The organism is Natrinema pallidum DSM 3751 (assembly GCF_000337615.1).
In the GTDB taxonomy this organism is placed as follows: domain Archaea; phylum Halobacteriota; class Halobacteria; order Halobacteriales; family Natrialbaceae; genus Natrinema; species Natrinema pallidum.
This window is the reverse complement of record NZ_AOII01000091.1, coordinates 1-16445: the sequence shown is the minus strand read 5'-3', so window position 1 is coordinate 16445 and position 16445 is coordinate 1. Positions and strand designations below refer to the sequence as shown.

Sequence of the window (16445 nt, the reverse complement as noted above, 5' to 3'; positions counted from 1 at the left end):
TCACACCTATTTCCGTGCGCGGGAAAATCCGGGCAACTGACCATGTTTGACCGCGTTCGCGCACGTCTCGTGCCTGACACCGCGACCGAACCGGCAGTAGGGTTGTTCGTTGACGGGCCGAACGTCTTCCGCGACGAATTCGACGTCGATCTCGATGACCTCCGCGATACCGCTCGCAGGCTCGGTCGCGTCGGCGTTATTCGACTCTATCTCGACGAACACGCCACGCCCGGCCTCATCCAGGCCGCGGAAGCGCGCGGCTTCGAAGTCATCATCACCAGCGGCGACGTCGACGTGAAACTCGCCGTCGATGCGACCGCGATCGTCGGCGACGGGACCATCGACCGGCTCGCCATCGTCTCCCGAGATACGGACTTCAAACCCGTCCTCGAGTACGCGGGCACCGCCGGCGTGGAAACGATCGCGATCGCACCGGGCTCGCACGGCCGTTCGGACGCGTTACAGAACGCAGCCGACGACGCGGTCACGCTCGACCGATGAGGCCAGCCGGCTTCCCGACGCTTTAGGTGGGTGCAAGAACGGCACGAATCCGGTTTTGAGCGGGCCGAACGAATGCTCGCGGCGCGCCCTCACTGAAGCCGGCTGCTCCGTTCGCGGCGACGAACGCATCGACCCGGACGGGTCGATTGCGCCGTTGCTGCGTTGTGTGGCCGCGTTGCGTCGCAAAAAAGACAGTCGGCTTCGCCCGGTCCGGGTCGTTATTCGGCGTAGGAACTCTCGCCGACGACTTCGACGAACTCGCCGCGACCGCTCGCGGTTGTCTCGTCGAATTCGGTCACCCGAACGCGGACCTGCTTTTCGATCGTTTCCGGACCGGCACCCTCGACGACGAGTTCGGTGTCGCCGACGTACGCGCGACCCGACGTGCCGTTCGACTCCGCGATGAAGATATCGATTTCGCTTCCCACTTCGAACGACGGCCGAGACGTCCGGAGACGCCAGCCCGCGAGGTATTTGTCGAAGAGGCTCATACGCGCGCCACCTCCTCGGTCTCGCGGTCGGTGATGTATTCACGGCCGAAGCCGGTCAGTGCGGCGATGACGAAGACCGCGACCAGCAGCCAGCCCTGAAAGACGAACGGAACGACGTCGATCGGCGTGACGAGCATCGACTGGTCGAGCCATTCGTACTGCTCGGGAAGGGTCTGCATCGCGCCGTACCCGGCAAGAACCCCGCCGGACCACGGGAAGATGTAGCCCATGGCGGCGGTCTGGCCGTCGAGGATGTTCGCCCGCCGGTAGCCGTTCAGATTGAAGCGTTCGCCGATCTTCGAGATGTAAGGGCCGATCGCGACTTCGGCGGCCGTATTGATCGTGATGATCGAGTTGATCAGCGCCGCGGTCGCGACCATCGTGAGTTCGGCGTTGCGGACGTTGGTCGCGAGGTTCTCGAGCGACCAGTCCAACAGCACCTCGAAGGCACCGCCGCGGATCATGATCTGGGCCGCACCGATGATCAGGAGCACGAGAATCGAGAGTTCGAAGAACCCGGCCACCCCGCTCATCAGACTCCCGGTGACGCCGACATCGGACGACTCGACGATCGTGAGGACCGGAAGGAACTCCAGCGGACCGGCAAACGGCGCGTCGCTGGGTGCGTTGAACATGACGATGTCACCGAGGGACGCCAGTCCGAAGATGAGGTTGAACGCGATCGCGATGACGATCCCCCACGAAATCGCTTCGACGATGTGACGGCCCGCGACCGCCGCACCGATCACCGCAAGCATCGGGATCACGTGAACGAGGCCGATCGCCTCGCTGCTCTCGAGGAAGACCGCTTGGGCTTCGCCGCTGATCTCGAGGCCGTCCATCGCGCTGCCAGCGACGATGTAGCCGGTGAAGGCGACGACGGCGGCGATGATGATGTACTTGAACCGCGAGGCGACGACGCCCCCGATATCGGCATCCTGCGTGACGGCGCTGACGATCGTCGTGTCACTGACCGGTGCGAGGTTGTCGCCGAAGATGGCCCCCGAAAGGATCGCCCCGAACAGGAGGACCGGGTTCGCACCGAGTAAGATGCCGGCCGGGAAGAACAGGCCGACGAAGGCGACGCTCGCGCCGTATCCCGTCCCGATACCCGTCGTGAAGACGGCGGCGAGGACGAACGTAATCGCCGGGAACAGCGTCGCGCCGACGCCGGCGGCGTCGGCCAGCCAGACGAGGCCACCGACGAAGCCGCCGTCCTGTAGCAACTGGGCGAACATGCCGGCCCAGATCCACGCCACGATGGCAGTCACCGCGACGGGTTGGGTCATCCCCTCGAAGATGGTGTTGGCGTAGGTTTTCCAGTTCCCCCGCACGAAGAACATCCCGAGGATCAGTCCCACGAGAATACCGACGATAAGTCCCCCCGTATCGCCGATTCGCCAGAGAGCGGTCTGGACGATCGCCCACACGATGAAAAACGCGATCGGGAACGCGCTCATCCCGCGGCCGCCGTAGAACTCGACCCGAGGACCTTCATCGTTGTCCCCCCCGATGAACTGGTCTGACGGGTCGTCGCCGGGAGATGCTGCTCCGTTTTCGCTCATAGTCGATCACTCATACTGAAACACACTTGTGCTGATTCGATTGGAACATAATAACTATTGTTGATAGACCCGGATCAGTGTGGTAGTTGTTCGGTATCGATCCGCTCGGTAATACGCCACACGACCACCATTTATCTATCGAATCGCTCTCGAGAGAGCGATCGGCTCGTGAGCGCCGCCCGCGCCGGATCGGAGCACTTTCGGATCTCACCGACCCACTGTCGAGTATGATCGACGATCGGCCGGTGGTGGACGACCACCTCCACCTCGATCCGGACGCCCATCGTGGCATCGACGCCGTCAGAGATTTCGCTCGCGTCGGCGGTACACATCTACTCGTGGTGAACAAACCCTCCTGGCACCTCGGCGTCGACGCCGAGACCGGTGCTGACTTCCGGACGGTCTTCGAGCGAACGATCGAGATCGTCGACGAGGCCGCGAGCGAACTCGAGGGGGACGCGTGGCCCGTCCTCGGCGTGCATCCGGGGTTGATAACGCGTCTGGTCGACGACCGCGGGTTCGATCCCGAGGAGGCGCGCGACCTCATGCAGGCCGGAATCGACGTGGCGGCCGAGTACGTCGACTCGGGTGCGGCGCTGGCGCTGAAATCCGGACGGCCCCACTACGAGGTCGACGACGATGTCTGGGCGGCTTCGAACGCGGTCATGCGCCGGGCGTTCGAGCACGGTGCTGAACTGGACTGTGCCGTCCAACTGCACGCCGAGGCCAGCGAGGACATGACCGAAGTCGCCGACTGGGCCGCCGACGCCGGCATGCCGTCCCATCGCGTCGTCAAACACTACGCGGGCGGCCGACTCGAGGGACCGACTCCGAGCGTCATGGCCGATAAAGATCGCCTGCGGACCGCCGCCGAGCGCGGCGAGCCGTTCCTGATGGAGACCGATTACATCGACGATCCCGATCGGCCGGGGGCGGTACTCGGCCCCAAGACGGTCCCCCGACGGGTGCGGTGGCTGCTCGAGAACGGCTTCGAGGAGGCCGTTCGGATGGCCCACGTCGAGACGCCAAAACGGGTCTACGGCATCGATACGGAAGCGACACTCGAACGCGACTGACAGGGACCGAGACGACCCGATTACGATCGCTCGATCGCGGCTGTCGACGGGTCACCGATCATGCTAACAGGCATCTAAACGGCTGTACGCTGCTATTGGTCGGTCGTCCGGTCGTCCCAAACGTTCGCTTTCGGCGGCTAGTGTAGAGAAAGGCATTTCAAGCGGCCGGTGTAGGTGTCTGTATGAGCAATCCCCCGACCGAGTTCTACTCGGAGGAACGCTGGCAGAACTGGATCGATCGCATCAAAGACGAAGACATCGATCCGGAAGACGAATCGTCGGCTCGGCTCCTGTTGAACCTGCAGGACGATACGGCGATCGCGATCGCCAAGATCGTCGCCGCGTACGATGACGGGGAACTCGACCAGGAAGAGACGCTCGAGGAGATCAACGACGTTCGCGAGATCGTCCTCAGCGAGATCGATATCGAAGACGAGGAGAAACTGATCCTCGTCGACGGCGTCCAGACGAGTCTGGTCTGTGTCTTCTTCGCGGCCGAGGAGTACGTCGCGAACGGGCCGGCCGACGAGGGGACCGTCGGCGACTACCTCAGCGCCGCGGCCGATGCCGAGGCCGAAGAGGATCTCGACGCCGCGCTCGGGTACGCGGCACAGGCCGGGACCCTCATCATCGACGAGCAGGAACTCGATATGAGCGTCGCGGAGGACCTCGAGTATGGACTCGTTACGGAGTGGATCAACGGCCTCGACAGCCTCCAGAGCGCGATGAGCGATCCGGAAGTCGTCGAGGAAGACGAGTAGTTCTGTCGACGGAGTCGATCACGTTTTCGGCACGCGGTAGCTACTGGCCGATTCCGCTCGGTGACTCGCTCCGCGGACTCCGACAGGAGACGACCGTATCGTGACTATGTCTAGTCCGAACTGAAACGAGTCACACACCCACGTCCCGTCGCCGTTGGTGCCGTGCGATCGGGTGGGAATGACGTGTAGTCGCGACTGTCGTTCGGGTCTCCTCTAGGCCGGCAATCCTTACCTTCGTCTCCCGCCAGCGTCGTCCCGCCGAGAACGCAGCGAGTAGCGGCGACGACACCCCGTAGGCACGCGCGGCGCTGTCGCATATGATATGTCACAAAGCACCATCCCGCAATCAATTTCGCCCGACCACCGACGATACCTTTTCGACGGCTGTCGAAACAGCGAACGACAATATCATGTACCATCGCCCGTATTGACGAGGTATGACTGCAGTCGGCATCGACGCCGTCGAAATTTGGACCGGGAACCTCAAACTCGACCTTCCCGGCACGTTCGCCCCGGAGAAGGGCGAAGACCCGGAAAAGTATACGAAAGGGCTCGGCCTCAACGCCAGTTCCTTCCCCGACAGCTACGAGGACATCGTCACGATGGGGGCCAACGCTGCCCACCGGCTGATGGAGCGTAAAGGCCTCGAGCCCGACGATATCGGTCGTATCGACGTCGCGACCGAGAGCGCGTTCGATAACTCGAAGCCGGTTTCGACGTACGTCGCTGGCTGCCTCGAGCAAGTCTACGAGGGCGACTTCCACCACGCGAACAAGGGCGAACGGAAGTTCGCCTGCATCGCGGGGACCCAGAGCTTGGACGACGCGTACAACTGGATCCGTGCGGGCCGGAATCGCGGCCGCTCGGCGCTGGTCATCGCGACCGACACGGCGCTGTACGCCCGCGGCGACGACGGCGAGGCGACGCAAGGAGCCGGTGCCGTCGCGATGCTCATCAGCGAGGACCCGAACCTGGTCGAACTCTCCGCCGAGCAGGGCTACGGTTCGGCCGACGAGACCGACTTCCTCAAGCCCAACCAGCAGTTCCCGTCGGTCGACGGCAAACGCTCCGTGCAGGTCTACCTCGCGCGGATGCGCGAAGCCCTCGAGGACTTCGAGAGCGTCGCGGGCGAGGTCCACGAGGAGGACTTCGTCTACGCGCCGTTCCACACGCCGTTCCCGGGCATGGTCCGGAAAGCCGCCCTGCTCGCGTTCCGCCACGTGACGCGGGACACCGAAGTCGAGGACGAACTGGCCGACGAAATCGGTCGTCAGCCCCGACCCGAGGCGTTCGACTCCGACGACGACTACCGCGACGCCCTCCGGGAGTACATGGACCTCCTCAAGGACACCGACCGCTACGCCGAGTGGTACGACACGACGATCGATCCCACGCTGACGATCTCCCGCGAGGTCGGCAACTGGTACACCGGGTCAGTCCACGTCGCCCGCGCGAGCGCGCTCAAACACGCCCTCGAGAACGACCGCGACCTGGCCGGCACGAAACTCCTCGTCGGCTCCTACGGCAGCGGTGCGCAGGCGGAGATCCACGCCGAAACGATTCGGGAGGGCTGGGCGGAGGAGATCGATGCCCTGAACGTCGACGCCCAACTCGCCGAGCGCTACGAGATGGAGTGGGCCGACTACGAGGAGATCCACGACGCCCACAACCACGAGATGGACGTCGACATCGAGGAGTTCACGACGCCCAGCGAGGAGTTCGTTTTCGACGGCTGGGGCCGCATGGGCGAGCGGAAGTATCGGTACGTGGACTAGCTGCGGGTATCGGACTGTTGCCGGCCGACGCGAGGACCGCCGGAATGCGGTTAGTTCTCTCCGGGATCGACCCAGCGGTCCTGGCCACAATCCGACGCCAACTGCAGATCCCAGCGCCGTTCGCCGGGGCGGTCGAAGCTTTCGTTACAGAAGTTCGTCGTCTTCTCCGGGCCGTTCATGCCAAGGGGAGTCACGAAATGGTACGATTGGGACCAGATTGAATCGTTCGTTTTCGTGACTTCGCCCGTCGTGTGTCCTCCGTGGGGGAAATCGTAGTCCCGTTCGCGTTTTTCGTCGGCCTCCGGATCGAACTCGAGCATCTGGTGTCCGATCTCGTGGATGATCGTCTGCATGTCTCCGTGTCCGCGTCCCGTATTGTACCGCTGATAGGTATCGGGAGCCTCGTCGACGTGTTTCGCCTCGGCGACGATGTAGGTCTCGCCGTTATCATCGGCAGTGACGCCACCGCCGCTTTCGTTCGTCAACAGGATGTGACAGTCGTCCGCTTGCATGTACGATGGGCTCTCACATTGGACCCAGTCTCGGAACCAGTCGTTCATCCAGGTGTACGCTCTCTGCTCTCCGCAGAGCGTATCATAGTGCTTTCGCCTTCTGACACAATCGTCGTCGGAGTCCGTTTCCAGACACTCGCTCACGTAGTTTTCGATCGGCGGATCGGGTAGATCGCTGGCAGCAGGTGCGTACACTTTCACGAACGCAGTGTGGGGCGACGAATCGAACGCATGTTCAATATATTCTTTGACTTTACCGAGGAAGTTCCCGGTCCCCTTCGCCTCGTAAAGCGACCGCGACATCGTGACGGTGAATTCGTACTCGCTCATCTAGATCACCCGTTTCGAGACCCTGAGCTCATCGTTTGGCGAAACGTCGACGTGGTACCCTGCTGCGGCCGAGAACCCCTCGCCGAATACGGTCAGTCGCCTCTCGACCTTCTGGTCGCCGTACGTTGCGACGATCTTGTAGTCTCCGGCGTCGTCGATACCGATATCCGCTATCGTCGCGAGTTGTTCGTTCTGCGTTTCGGTCGTGTAGGTGAACACCTCCGCCTCCGACTCTTCGTCGGTCACGGTGACGCTTACGTGCTCGTTCGGATCGGGACTATCTCGGACGTGGAGATCAGGCGTTCGCCGCTCCTTATCCGATCGGTTGGCATGGCTCTCATCGGTCACCGCTTCCGTTGCGCTTGCGACACCCGTCAACCCACTTGCCGCCGCCGTTCCAGCACTCGCTTTCAACACCCTTCTTCGAGTATGGTCCGACATGCACATAATACATTTCCGAACTTAATTATAAATTTTATATAAATTATATTATGGCCTGAATAAATAGTGGTCTGTGACGTATAATCCCACATCGGAACAGTACCTGTGTTACAGGTCACACACAGTCACTCGAGCGGAGCGAGCATTGAGTTACGCTCCTGTTCGTGACGGACCGGGATCGGAAGCGAGTGCAGCCAGGGACTGTCCGACCTCGATGACACGTGGGAGTCAGTAGTATCAGCAGACTAATGTCTACCGCGATCACATGCCTCCGTATGGTTGACCGTGCCAGTCCCCCGGACTGGATCGTCGAACAACCAGTCCTGACCGCGCTCGCGCTGCTCGGCGTCGCCCTCGGGCTCCTCGTCGTTCTCCCCTACTTGCAGTACGTCCTCTTCGGGATCGTCCTCGCGTACATCCTGCTTCCCCTTCAGCGGCGACTCGAGGAGTACCTGCGGCCGATGATCGCCGCGTCGGTCACAATACTCGTTGCGATCATCGTCATTTTGCTGCCGCTCGTCTACATCCTCAGCGTCGCACTCAGGCAGACGTCGCAGCTCGTGACCGCCGTCCGGAACGGGAACGTCGACCTCGAGACCATCGAGCGGACGCTCGCCGAGCGCGGGTATTCGGTGAATCTTACCGGGCTGTATGGATCGTATCAGGACGCAATTACGAGCGGGGTGGAAGGACTGGCGACCGGCCTTCTCGATATCGTCGGCGGGCTGCCCGGTATCGCTATCGGAGTGACGATCACGCTGTTCGTCTGCTTTGCGCTGTTACGGGACAGGGAGCAACTGATCGAGTGGCTGTACTGCGTCGTCCCGATCGACGACGCGATCCAGCGGGAACTGTTCACGGAACTGGACCAACTCATGCAGGCGTCGGTTATCAGTAACGTCCTCGTCGCGGCGATTCAGGCCGTGCTGATCGGGGTCGGACTCGCGGTGCTGGGGATTCCCGCCGTCGTCCTGCTCACCGTTGTGGCCTTCGTGCTCACGCTCCTCCCGCTGGTCGGCTCGTTCGGTGTCTGGCTTCCCGTCTCGATTTATCTGGTCGCGCTCAACCGGCCGATCGCCGCGGTCGGGCTCACGCTCTACGGTCTGCTCGTCATGGTCTCCGATACGTATCTCCGGCCCGCACTCATCGGCCGGACGAGCGCGTTCAACTCGACGATCGCCGTCGTCGGTATCTTCGGCGGACTCATCACGTTCGGTGCTGTGGGGCTGTTCATCGGTCCCGTCGTCCTCGGCGGCGTGAAGGTCGTCCTCGATATCTTCGCTCGAGAACGCGCCGATGGGGCGGCAGGAGCCGGAGCCGTCACCAACACCGAATCCGACAGCGACCCGGAGGAAGACCCCTGATCGGCCGACGGCCCGGCACAACTCACGGTAGAACGGCCGGCCTCGCGAGGAGGCGGACGGGCGGATCGAATGGGGAGAGCTTACTCGTTTTTCCAGGCACCCGTCTCGACCCCGTGGATCTCGCCTTTCGCCTCGCGTCCGCCCGGCCACAGTCCGACCGCGATCACGCTCGCGAAGAAGAGGCCGAGGACTCCCGCCACGACCGTACCCGGAATCCCCGGCAGTTCGGCGGCTTCGGTCCACCGCTGTTCCGGGGTAAACATCGTGATTTTGAACACCCAGCCGACCCCGGCCACCGCGAATAACAACCCGTACACGCGACGGATTCGCCGTGAGACGGCCTCTCGACTCGAGACTTTGAACGTCGGGTTTCTGAGATCGTCGCTCAGTTCCTCGCGCCACGCCGGATGTTCCACGCCGGTGGGCTCCAGCGCGTTCGCGAATACGTTCTCCTGTATGAAGCGGACGCGGGCGCGCCAATGGTCGTAGAACCGGTATCGACGCACCTCGTAGAACAGGAAGATCGACAGGACGAAGACCCCGATCAAGAGCAGGAACGCCGGCATAGTGCGACTCGAGAAGACGAGCGACAGGAGTGCGGCCAGCAGCGTGATCGCCCAGTCGGTCGTCCGATCGATCCGGTCCTGTGCGCTGTTGGCCTGATTGACCTCCCCACGGTAGAAGTGGGGGAGGACGCCGAGCAACGAGTCGGTGTCCGCCGCGGCCGCCGCGCCGATTTCCTGATCGTCGCGATCGAGCGGGCCGTCTCGATCCGCCCGATCGCCCCCCGCCACCCGTCCCCTCGGGTCCGCATCGCTGCTCGGTCCGGAATCGTCATCGAACTCGTCCACCATGCGGTCGTTTGACGCCGTCGCGGTGCATAGTCCTCCGTGTAGCGACTGCAGGGCCTGCGGCGGTCGGTCCGGCGGGCGACCACTGCGCGTCGGCACCGAAACGAGTGCGTTCATTACCCCGTGCCCGCTAAGGGCCAGTATCGTGTCTCGAATCGAACGCCGACACCGACGCCGGTGGGGAACGGACCGATCGCTCGCTCGAGACCACTGGTAAGCATGCACGGATCACACGCCACGGGGAGCCCCTACGCTCCCTACACGGAGGAGGACCGTACGGCAATGCTCGAGACGGTCGGTGCGGAGGCCGTCGACGAACTCTTCGACATTCCGGCCGATGTCCGGTTCAACGGCCGGTTCGACATCGACGCGCGAACGGAACGGGAAACGAGACGCCTGGTTCGGTCGATGTTGGACCGCAACGACGACGTGACGGAACTGCTCGGCCGCGGCCACTACGGCTACTACGTCCCGTCGCTGGTCGACCACCTCGCGGATCGCTCGGAGTTTCTCACGTCGTACACGCAGTACCAGCCGGAGGTCTCACAGGGATTCCTACAGGCCCTGTTCGAGTACCAGTCGCTGCTGGTCGAGTTGACCGGCCTCGAGGTCGCGAACTGCTCGATGTACGACGCCGCGACGGCCCTGGGCGAGGCTGCCACGCTGGCCGACCGCGTCCGCGACACCACGGGCCGCCGCGTGCTCGTTCCCGAACTCCTGCGCGAGGAACGGCGAAGCACGCTCGAGAACTACGTCGCCGGCACCGACCTCGCGGTCGAGACGTACCCCGTAGCGGACGGGACCGTCGACCTCGCGGGCCTCACCGACCTCGTCGACGACGGCGTCGTCATGATCTACGCCGAGAGCCCGACCGTTCGCGGGACCATCGAGGAGGACCTCGAGGCCATCGGCGACCTCGCGGCCGACACCGAGGCCCTCTTCGTGCTCGGGTCCGACCCGGTCGCCCTCTCCCTGCTCGAGCGACCCGTCGATGTCGGTGCGGACGTGGTCGTCGGCGACGCGAGCGTACTCGGGTTGCCGACGAGCTACGGGATGGGGCTGGGACTGTTCGCGACGCGGGCGGACTACCTCCGCCAGGTCCCCGGCCGGCTGGTCGGGGCCAGCGAGGACGCGACCGACCGCCGGGCGTTCACCCTCACCCTGCAGACCCGCGAACAGCACATTCGCCGGGAACGCGCGACGAGTAACATCTGTACGAATCAGGCCTGGGTGGCGCTTCGAACCGCCATGCACGCCGCCGTGCTCGGGCCGAGCGGGCTGGTCGACCTCGCGGAACGGGACGTTCGGCGGGCGCGGGACCTCGCAGCGCGTCTCGACGACCTCGTCGGCGTCATCGCACCGGTCCACGATCGCCACCACCTCCGGGAGTTCGTCGCCCGCGTCGACCAGCCAGCTCGAGCCGTCGCGGACGCCCTCGAGAAGCGGGGCTTCGCGGTCCACGTCGTCGGCGATCACGAGATTCAGATCTGTATCGCCGGTGTCTCCGACGAGCGGATCGATGGGTTCGTCGCGGCGGTCGAGGAGGTGACGCGATGAGCGGCGACCGACCCGACGGATCCGACGATGGTGACGTCCCACAATCGCGGTACGACCAGGCCCGATACGTCGAGAACGGCGAGTACGAACCGCTGCTCTCGGAGAAAGATCTGACACGCGTCGAGATTAGCGGTGATAACGATACCGACGGCTCGCCGCTTCCCGACGACCTCACCCGCGACTCCCTCGAACTCCCCGAACTCTCCGAGCCGGAACTGGCCCGCCACTACACGCGCCTCTCCCAGATGATCTACGGGATCGACAGCGGCCCCTACCCGCTGGGCTCGTGTACGATGAAGTACAACCCCACATTCACCGAAGACGTGGCCGCGTTGCCGTCGGCTGCCGTCCATCCCGACCGCACCGAGGCGTCCGTACAGGGGACCCTCGAGGTGCTGTATCGGCTGCAGGACTACCTCGGCAGGATCGGCGGAATGGACGCCGTGACGCTCCAGCCGCCCGCGGGCGCGGCGGGCGAGTTCGTCGGCATTCGCGTCGCCGCGGCCTACCACGAGCACAACGGCGAGGGCCATCGGGACGAAGTCATCGTCCCCGAGAGCGCCCACGGCACCAACTTCGCCAGCGCCGCCCTGGGCGGCTACGATGTCGTGTCGCTACCAAGCGACGACGATGGCCGGGTCGATCTCGAGGCGCTCGAGGCCGCCCTCTCCGAGGACACCGCGGCGCTCATGCTGACCAACCCGAACACGCTCGGGCTGTTCGAACGTGAGATCACGACGATCGCCGACATGGTCCACGAGGCGGGGGGACTGCTCTACTACGACGGCGCGAACCTCAACGCCTTGCTCGGCCGCGCCCGACCGGGCGACATGGGGTTCGACGTGATGCACTACAACGTCCACAAGACGTTCGCGACACCTCACGGGGGCGGCGGGCCGGGTGCGGGTCCGGTCGGCGTCGTCTCCGACCTCGCGCCGTTCCTGCCCGCGCCCCGCGTCCGCGAGCGCGCCACGGAATCACCGGCCGGGGAACCGGTCTACGAGCGCTTCGACCCCGAGCATACCATCGGCAAGGTCCACGGGTTCGACGGCAATTGGCTGGTGCTGCTCAAGGCCTTCGCCTACATCGCCCGCCTCGGTGACGAAGGGCTCGCGGACGCGAGCGCGTCGGCAGTGCTCAACGCGAACTACCTCGCCGAGCGGATCGAGTACGACGTTCCCTACGGCCCGTTCCACCACGAGTTCGTCGCCAGCGCCGGCGAACAGGACGCCGCCGACGTGGCCAAACGGATGCTCGACTACGGCGTCCACCCGCCGACGACGAAGTGGCCCGAGATCGTCCCCGAGGCGCTGATGACCGAACCGACCGAAGTCGAGAGCAAGGACACGCTCGATCGCCTCGCCGCCGCGTTCAACGCCGTCGCCGGCGAGGACGACGACGCCCTCGAGACCGCGCCGGAACGGACCACCGCGCGCCGGATCGACCAGACGACCGCCGCACGGACCCCGCGGCTGTCGTGGCAGGCGCTCGAGGACGACGCCTGATCGCGGACGCGGCCAGCACTCACCGACATCCCCTGCCGTCGGACCGCTCGAGCGTGACGCCCCGGCAGGCAAGTAATCGGAACACGTTACGCGTAATTGAGATTCGTCCCACCGGGCACTATCGGAGGAGACCAATGTAAACTGGTATCGGTTTCAATCGTGTTACTCAGAACAAATCTTTTTACGCCGCCCCGGTGTCTCCATCGACCATGTCTAGCCAATCAGACTCGGTCGATGACAGCCGAAGCGACGTCCTCCAGCGCCACCGGGATACAGCCGATGCCGTCGTTCCCGAACGGACATCCCTGTATATCGGCGGCGAGTTCACGGAGCCAGCCGATGGCGAAACGTTCGCAACGACCGATCCGACGACGAATCAGGAGCTCGCGTCGGTCGCCCGCGGCCGAACGGCGGACGTAGACCGTGCAGTCGACGCCGCGTGGGACGGGTTCGAAACAGAGTGGTCGGGATACGACGCCGGGGACCGCCAGCGCGTACTGATGGCGATCGCCGATGCGATCGAGGCGCACGCCGACGAACTCGCCCAGTTAGAGACCCTCGATAACGGGAAACCGATCACGGAGGCGACGATCGACGTCCACTCCGCCGCGGAACAGTTCCGATACTTCGCGGGCATCGTCCGCGAGAACGGCGGCGAGACGATGACCGACGGCTCGAGGTACGGACAGGTCATCGCGGAACCGTACGGCGTCGTCGGACAGGTTATCCCGTGGAACTTTCCGCTATTGATGGCCTCGTGGAAGCTCGCACCGGCACTCGCTGCCGGTAACTGTTCGGTGTTGAAACCAGCCGAACAGACGCCGCTTTCCGCGCTGCGGCTCGCCGAATTGATCGACGACATCGTCCCGGACGGCGTCGTCAACGTCGTGACCGGGTTCGGTGAGGAAGCGGGCGAACCGCTGACCCGGCATTCCGACGTTCGGAAAGTCGCGTTCACCGGCTCGACGGCCGTCGGCAAACAGGTAATGAAAAACGCCGCCGAAACCGTTACCGATGTGACGCTCGAACTCGGCGGCAAAAGCCCCGTCGTCGTCTTCCCCGATGTCGATGTCTCGACGGCCGTCCAACTGGTCACCGCTGCGATCTTCTACAACACCGGCGAGTGTTGCGAGGCCGGATCACGGCTGTTCATTCACGAGGACGTTGCCGACGACGTCCTCGAGGGCCTCGTCCAGGCGATCGATGGGATGGAACTCGGGGACCCGTTACGCGACGAAACGGACCTCGGTCCGAAGGTGTCTCGCGAGCAAGTCGATCGAACCATCGACTACCTCGACGCGGCGCAGGACGCCGGCGGGGAGTTCCTCGCCGGCGGCGATCGACCCGACGACGATGTCCTTTCCGAGGGCTGTTACGTTGAACCGACCCTCATCGAGGGACTCGATCACGATCACGCCGCGGTCCAAGAGGAGATTTTCGGCCCGGTGCTCGAGGTGTTCCGCTGGGACGACTACGAGACGATGATCGAGTTGGCAAACGACGTCGACTACGGGCTCGCAGGCGGCGTTATCACGGACGATCTCGAGCGAGCGAACGACGCGGCACGGGATATCGAAGCGGGGTACATCTGGATCAACAGCTATCACGACCTTGCTCCCGGCCTCCCGTTCGGCGGCTACAAACAGTCCGGAATCGGCCGCGAACTCAGTGCCGACACGCTCGACCACTATCAGCAGACGAAAACCATCAATCTCTCGCTTACATAAGAGCGCGTCGTCTCCATGCCGTGATTCCGACCGCGTCGAATCGCCGCCCCCGACGAGTTACGCCGTACTCGAGTCGACGGCGGTGCCGTTGTCGCCGATACGGACGAACCCGTAGTCGCAGTCCGGACAGTGCCACTTGACCTTCTCGCCGAGGTGCAGCGTCGTACTGGCGGCGCGATAGAACGTCTTTTCGCCCCCGCAGTTCGGACACTCGTGCTCGAGTTCCAGAGCCATAGCCGACGGTAGCGAGCGAAGCGAGTTTAACGTACTGGTTCCGACGGCGACGAGCGGGATGTCGGGACGGCCGCCCGTCACAGCGCCACAGGTGACAGGGAAGTTAAGTGGAGTCCGGCCGTCGATCCAGCCATGTCGATTTACACTGGCCGCGGCGACGACGGGGAGACCGACCTCCGGGACATGACTCGCGTCTCGAAGGCGAGTGCCCGCATCGAAGCCTACGGGACCGTCGACGAACTCAACGCCCTGCTTGGGACGGTTCGTCCGACCGATCACGACGACATCAACGACCGACTGTCCGCCATCCAGAACCACCTCCACGTCGTGCAGGCGGATTTCGCGAACCCCAACCCCGACGAGGACGACCCCGCGATCCGCCCCGCCCACGTCGAGACCGTCGAGGACTGGATCGACGCGTACGACGAGGAACTCGAGCCCCTGACCTCCTTTATCCTGCCGACCGGCAGCGAACACGGCGCGGCGCTACACCACGCCCGTACCGTCTGCCGGCGCGCCGAACGCCGTGCGGTCGCGCTCGCAGCCGAGGAGCGGATCAACGAGGACGCGGTCCAGTACCTCAATCGGCTCTCTGACGGTCTGTTCACCTTCGCCCGCGTCGTCAACGCTCGCGACGGGGAACCGGAAGAGGCCCCCGAGTATTAGCAAACCAGGAGTGCGCGACTCGAGACGGCCCAGCGCGTGGCGAACACACGCTCCGCTGGTCGGCTATCGCGCGTCGGTGCCGGAGGTTCGACGGATGCGATCCCCGCTCGTTACAGCCCGATATTCAGCGCGTAGCCCCAGGGCTCGCCGGCGAGGACGAACACGAGCAGGGCGGTGCCCAGCAGTTCGACGTTCTTCATGAAGTGGATCAACTCGTCTTGTTGCTGCTCCTCGGGGACCGCCCAGAAATCGTGCATGAACGGCGTCACGAGGACGAAAAACACCGCGAGCATCCCCGCAGCGATGACGGGGTAGACGCCGAGTACGATCCCGACGCCACCGAGAACGAGCATCACACCCGACGCGACGACGCCGAACCTGGCCGCGGGAACGCCCTTTGCCTCCGCGTAGCCGACCATGGTGTCCGTCGCCGCGAAGTGATTCAGGCCCTGGTAGACCAGCAGGCCACCGAAGAGCAGGCGGCCGACGAGCAGGACGACTGCACCGAGTCCGCTCTCGAACGCCATCAGTCGCTCACCTCCGCTCGCGAGGCAGCGGCGTTCCCTTCGGTCGGCTGGTGGCGTCGATTCCGATCCGCGAATCGCAGTTGTAGTTGCATTACGTTACCAGGTACGTACCAGAACCAGTTATACGCTCGCTAACGGGAGTGTTACCGGGTGAAAAGCGAGTTATCGGTGCCCTCGAGCAGCGGAGGCGACGCGAACGGGCGACGCGTTCGGCTCGATTCGACACCGGGGAACCGCGGGTCGCTCGAGCGGGGCTACCGACGATCGGTGAAAGGAAGTCTTAAGTCGAACGCACGGGAAGCACCTCGTGCGGGTTGGTGATCTAGTCCGGTTATGATACCTCCTTCACACGGAGGAAGTCGGCAGTTCGAATCTGCCCCAACCCACTCGTCGCCTTGCTCCACGTGACGTAGTAAACCGCAAGAGGGCGGCATATTGCCGTTGCACCCCGTCAGCAATTCATACAGTCGCTGAGCGTGTCATAGAATCCAACTCATAGCTTGAGCATCTCACGTCCTGGATCGTGTCCTCGCTCGTAGTTGGTGATTGCAATGACGATCCG

The 16445-nt window shown here is 64.0% G+C and carries 16 protein-coding genes and 1 tRNA gene; 10 read left to right on the top strand and 7 right to left on the bottom strand.

The genetic code is table 11. The features are described from left to right. Window positions 1-42: 42 nt before the first annotated feature. Window positions 43-501, top strand: coding sequence for an NYN domain-containing protein (locus C487_RS15740; RefSeq protein ID WP_008452785.1), 459 nt, complete (start codon window positions 43-45; stop codon window positions 499-501). Between the two features lie 218 nt (window positions 502-719). On the opposite strand, the gene C487_RS15735 is transcribed toward C487_RS15740, so the two are convergent. Further along, on the bottom strand, window positions 720-992 hold the full coding sequence (locus C487_RS15735; protein ID WP_006186811.1) for a DUF7513 family protein: 273 nt from the start codon (window positions 990-992) through the stop codon (window positions 720-722). Further along, complete coding sequence (locus C487_RS15730; protein ID WP_006186808.1) at window positions 989-2557, bottom strand: Na+/H+ antiporter NhaC family protein; 1569 nt, start codon at window positions 2555-2557, stop codon at window positions 989-991. The genes C487_RS15735 and C487_RS15730 overlap by 4 nt, the downstream gene beginning before the upstream one ends. Before the next feature lie 227 nt (window positions 2558-2784). Between C487_RS15730 and C487_RS15725 the strand changes: the two genes are divergently transcribed. From C487_RS15725 to hmgB, 3 genes are all read left to right on the top strand, one after another. Continuing rightward, on the top strand, window positions 2785-3633 hold the full coding sequence (locus C487_RS15725; RefSeq protein WP_049908202.1) for a TatD family hydrolase: 849 nt from the start codon (window positions 2785-2787) through the stop codon (window positions 3631-3633). A 182-nt stretch (window positions 3634-3815) separates the two neighbouring features. Beyond that, the gene (locus C487_RS15720) at window positions 3816-4394 is read left to right on the top strand and encodes a DUF2150 family protein (RefSeq protein WP_006186805.1); all 579 of its coding nucleotides are present in this window, start codon (window positions 3816-3818) and stop codon (window positions 4392-4394) included. 437 nt (window positions 4395-4831) lie between these two features. Next, the gene (gene hmgB, locus C487_RS15715) at window positions 4832-6169 is read left to right on the top strand and encodes a hydroxymethylglutaryl-CoA synthase (protein ID WP_006186804.1); all 1338 of its coding nucleotides are present in this window, start codon (window positions 4832-4834) and stop codon (window positions 6167-6169) included. 50 nt (window positions 6170-6219) lie between these two features. Here hmgB and C487_RS15710 read toward each other — a convergent pair whose 3' ends face one another. Together C487_RS15710 and C487_RS15705 are read right to left on the bottom strand one after the other, a co-directional pair. Then, window positions 6220-7011, bottom strand: a complete 792-nt coding sequence (locus C487_RS15710; RefSeq protein ID WP_006186803.1) for a hypothetical protein — start codon at window positions 7009-7011, stop codon at window positions 6220-6222. After that, on the bottom strand, window positions 7012-7452 hold the full coding sequence (locus C487_RS15705; protein WP_241431097.1) for a twin-arginine translocation signal domain-containing protein: 441 nt from the start codon (window positions 7450-7452) through the stop codon (window positions 7012-7014). Between the two features lie 275 nt (window positions 7453-7727). Here C487_RS15705 and C487_RS15700 point away from each other — a divergent pair, with 275 nt between their 5' ends. Further along, window positions 7728-8816 carry an AI-2E family transporter gene (locus tag C487_RS15700; protein ID WP_006186801.1) on the top strand — a complete coding sequence of 363 codons (1089 nt, stop codon included), beginning with the start codon at window positions 7728-7730 and terminating at the stop codon, window positions 8814-8816. Window positions 8817-8896: 80 nt separating this feature from the next. On the opposite strand, the gene C487_RS15695 is transcribed toward C487_RS15700, so the two are convergent. Then, complete coding sequence (locus C487_RS15695; protein WP_006186800.1) at window positions 8897-9670, bottom strand: DUF2270 domain-containing protein; 774 nt, start codon at window positions 9668-9670, stop codon at window positions 8897-8899. Between the two features lie 216 nt (window positions 9671-9886). Here C487_RS15695 and gcvPA point away from each other — a divergent pair, with 216 nt between their 5' ends. The 3 genes from gcvPA (at window position 9887) to C487_RS15680 (ending at window position 14456) form a co-directional block, all read left to right on the top strand. Then, on the top strand, window positions 9887-11224 hold the full coding sequence (gene gcvPA, locus C487_RS15690; RefSeq protein WP_006186799.1) for an aminomethyl-transferring glycine dehydrogenase subunit GcvPA: 1338 nt from the start codon (window positions 9887-9889) through the stop codon (window positions 11222-11224). Next, window positions 11221-12729, top strand: coding sequence for an aminomethyl-transferring glycine dehydrogenase subunit GcvPB (gcvPB, locus tag C487_RS15685; protein WP_006186798.1), 1509 nt, complete (start codon window positions 11221-11223; stop codon window positions 12727-12729). Before gcvPA ends, gcvPB begins: the two co-directional genes overlap by 4 nt. A 209-nt stretch (window positions 12730-12938) precedes the next feature. Next, window positions 12939-14456: an aldehyde dehydrogenase family protein gene (locus tag C487_RS15680; RefSeq protein ID WP_006186797.1), complete on the top strand. Its 1518-nt coding sequence runs from the start codon at window positions 12939-12941 to the stop codon at window positions 14454-14456. Between the two features lie 57 nt (window positions 14457-14513). Here the strand turns inward: C487_RS15680 and C487_RS21115 are convergent, their stop codons facing one another. Next, window positions 14514-14690, bottom strand: a complete 177-nt coding sequence (locus tag C487_RS21115) for a DUF7838 family putative zinc beta-ribbon protein (protein WP_006186796.1) — start codon at window positions 14688-14690, stop codon at window positions 14514-14516. 132 nt (window positions 14691-14822) lie between these two features. On the opposite strand from C487_RS21115, the gene C487_RS15675 reads away from it, so the two are divergent. Next, the gene (locus tag C487_RS15675; protein ID WP_006186795.1) at window positions 14823-15356 is read left to right on the top strand and encodes a cob(I)yrinic acid a,c-diamide adenosyltransferase; all 534 of its coding nucleotides are present in this window, start codon (window positions 14823-14825) and stop codon (window positions 15354-15356) included. Window positions 15357-15466: 110 nt separating this feature from the next. Here C487_RS15675 and C487_RS15670 read toward each other — a convergent pair whose 3' ends face one another. Next, the gene (locus C487_RS15670; RefSeq protein WP_006186794.1) at window positions 15467-15883 is read right to left on the bottom strand and encodes a DoxX family protein; all 417 of its coding nucleotides are present in this window, start codon (window positions 15881-15883) and stop codon (window positions 15467-15469) included. Between the two features lie 311 nt (window positions 15884-16194). Here C487_RS15670 and C487_RS15665 point away from each other — a divergent pair. Beyond that, window positions 16195-16269: transfer RNA gene (locus C487_RS15665), tRNA-Val, on the top strand. The last annotated feature ends 176 nt before the right edge of the window (window positions 16270-16445 follow it).

What these genes read in the sequence shown, in the direction of transcription:
- C487_RS15680 (WP_006186797.1), top strand. Translation starts at nt 12,939, where the DNA reads ATGTCTAGCCAATCAGACTCGGTCGATGACAGCCGAAGCGACGTCCTC.
- C487_RS15740 (WP_008452785.1), top strand. Translation starts at nt 43, where the DNA reads ATGTTTGACCGCGTTCGCGCACGTCTCGTGCCTGACACCGCGACCGAA.
- C487_RS15730 (WP_006186808.1), bottom strand. Translation starts at nt 2,557, where the DNA reads ATGAGCGAAAACGGAGCAGCATCTCCCGGCGACGACCCGTCAGACCAG.
- gcvPB (WP_006186798.1), top strand. Translation starts at nt 11,221, where the DNA reads ATGAGCGGCGACCGACCCGACGGATCCGACGATGGTGACGTCCCACAA.
- gcvPA (WP_006186799.1), top strand. Translation starts at nt 9,887, where the DNA reads ATGCACGGATCACACGCCACGGGGAGCCCCTACGCTCCCTACACGGAG.
- C487_RS15735 (WP_006186811.1), bottom strand. Translation starts at nt 992, where the DNA reads ATGAGCCTCTTCGACAAATACCTCGCGGGCTGGCGTCTCCGGACGTCT.
- hmgB (WP_006186804.1), top strand. Translation starts at nt 4,832, where the DNA reads ATGACTGCAGTCGGCATCGACGCCGTCGAAATTTGGACCGGGAACCTC.
- C487_RS15670 (WP_006186794.1), bottom strand. Translation starts at nt 15,883, where the DNA reads ATGGCGTTCGAGAGCGGACTCGGTGCAGTCGTCCTGCTCGTCGGCCGC.
- C487_RS21115 (WP_006186796.1), bottom strand. Translation starts at nt 14,690, where the DNA reads ATGGCTCTGGAACTCGAGCACGAGTGTCCGAACTGCGGGGGCGAAAAG.
- C487_RS15705 (WP_241431097.1), bottom strand. Translation starts at nt 7,452, where the DNA reads ATGTCGGACCATACTCGAAGAAGGGTGTTGAAAGCGAGTGCTGGAACG.
- C487_RS15720 (WP_006186805.1), top strand. Translation starts at nt 3,816, where the DNA reads ATGAGCAATCCCCCGACCGAGTTCTACTCGGAGGAACGCTGGCAGAAC.
- C487_RS15675 (WP_006186795.1), top strand. Translation starts at nt 14,823, where the DNA reads ATGTCGATTTACACTGGCCGCGGCGACGACGGGGAGACCGACCTCCGG.
- C487_RS15695 (WP_006186800.1), bottom strand. Translation starts at nt 9,670, where the DNA reads ATGGTGGACGAGTTCGATGACGATTCCGGACCGAGCAGCGATGCGGAC.
- C487_RS15710 (WP_006186803.1), bottom strand. Translation starts at nt 7,011, where the DNA reads ATGAGCGAGTACGAATTCACCGTCACGATGTCGCGGTCGCTTTACGAG.
- C487_RS15700 (WP_006186801.1), top strand. Translation starts at nt 7,728, where the DNA reads ATGGTTGACCGTGCCAGTCCCCCGGACTGGATCGTCGAACAACCAGTC.
- C487_RS15725 (WP_049908202.1), top strand. Translation starts at nt 2,785, where the DNA reads ATGATCGACGATCGGCCGGTGGTGGACGACCACCTCCACCTCGATCCG.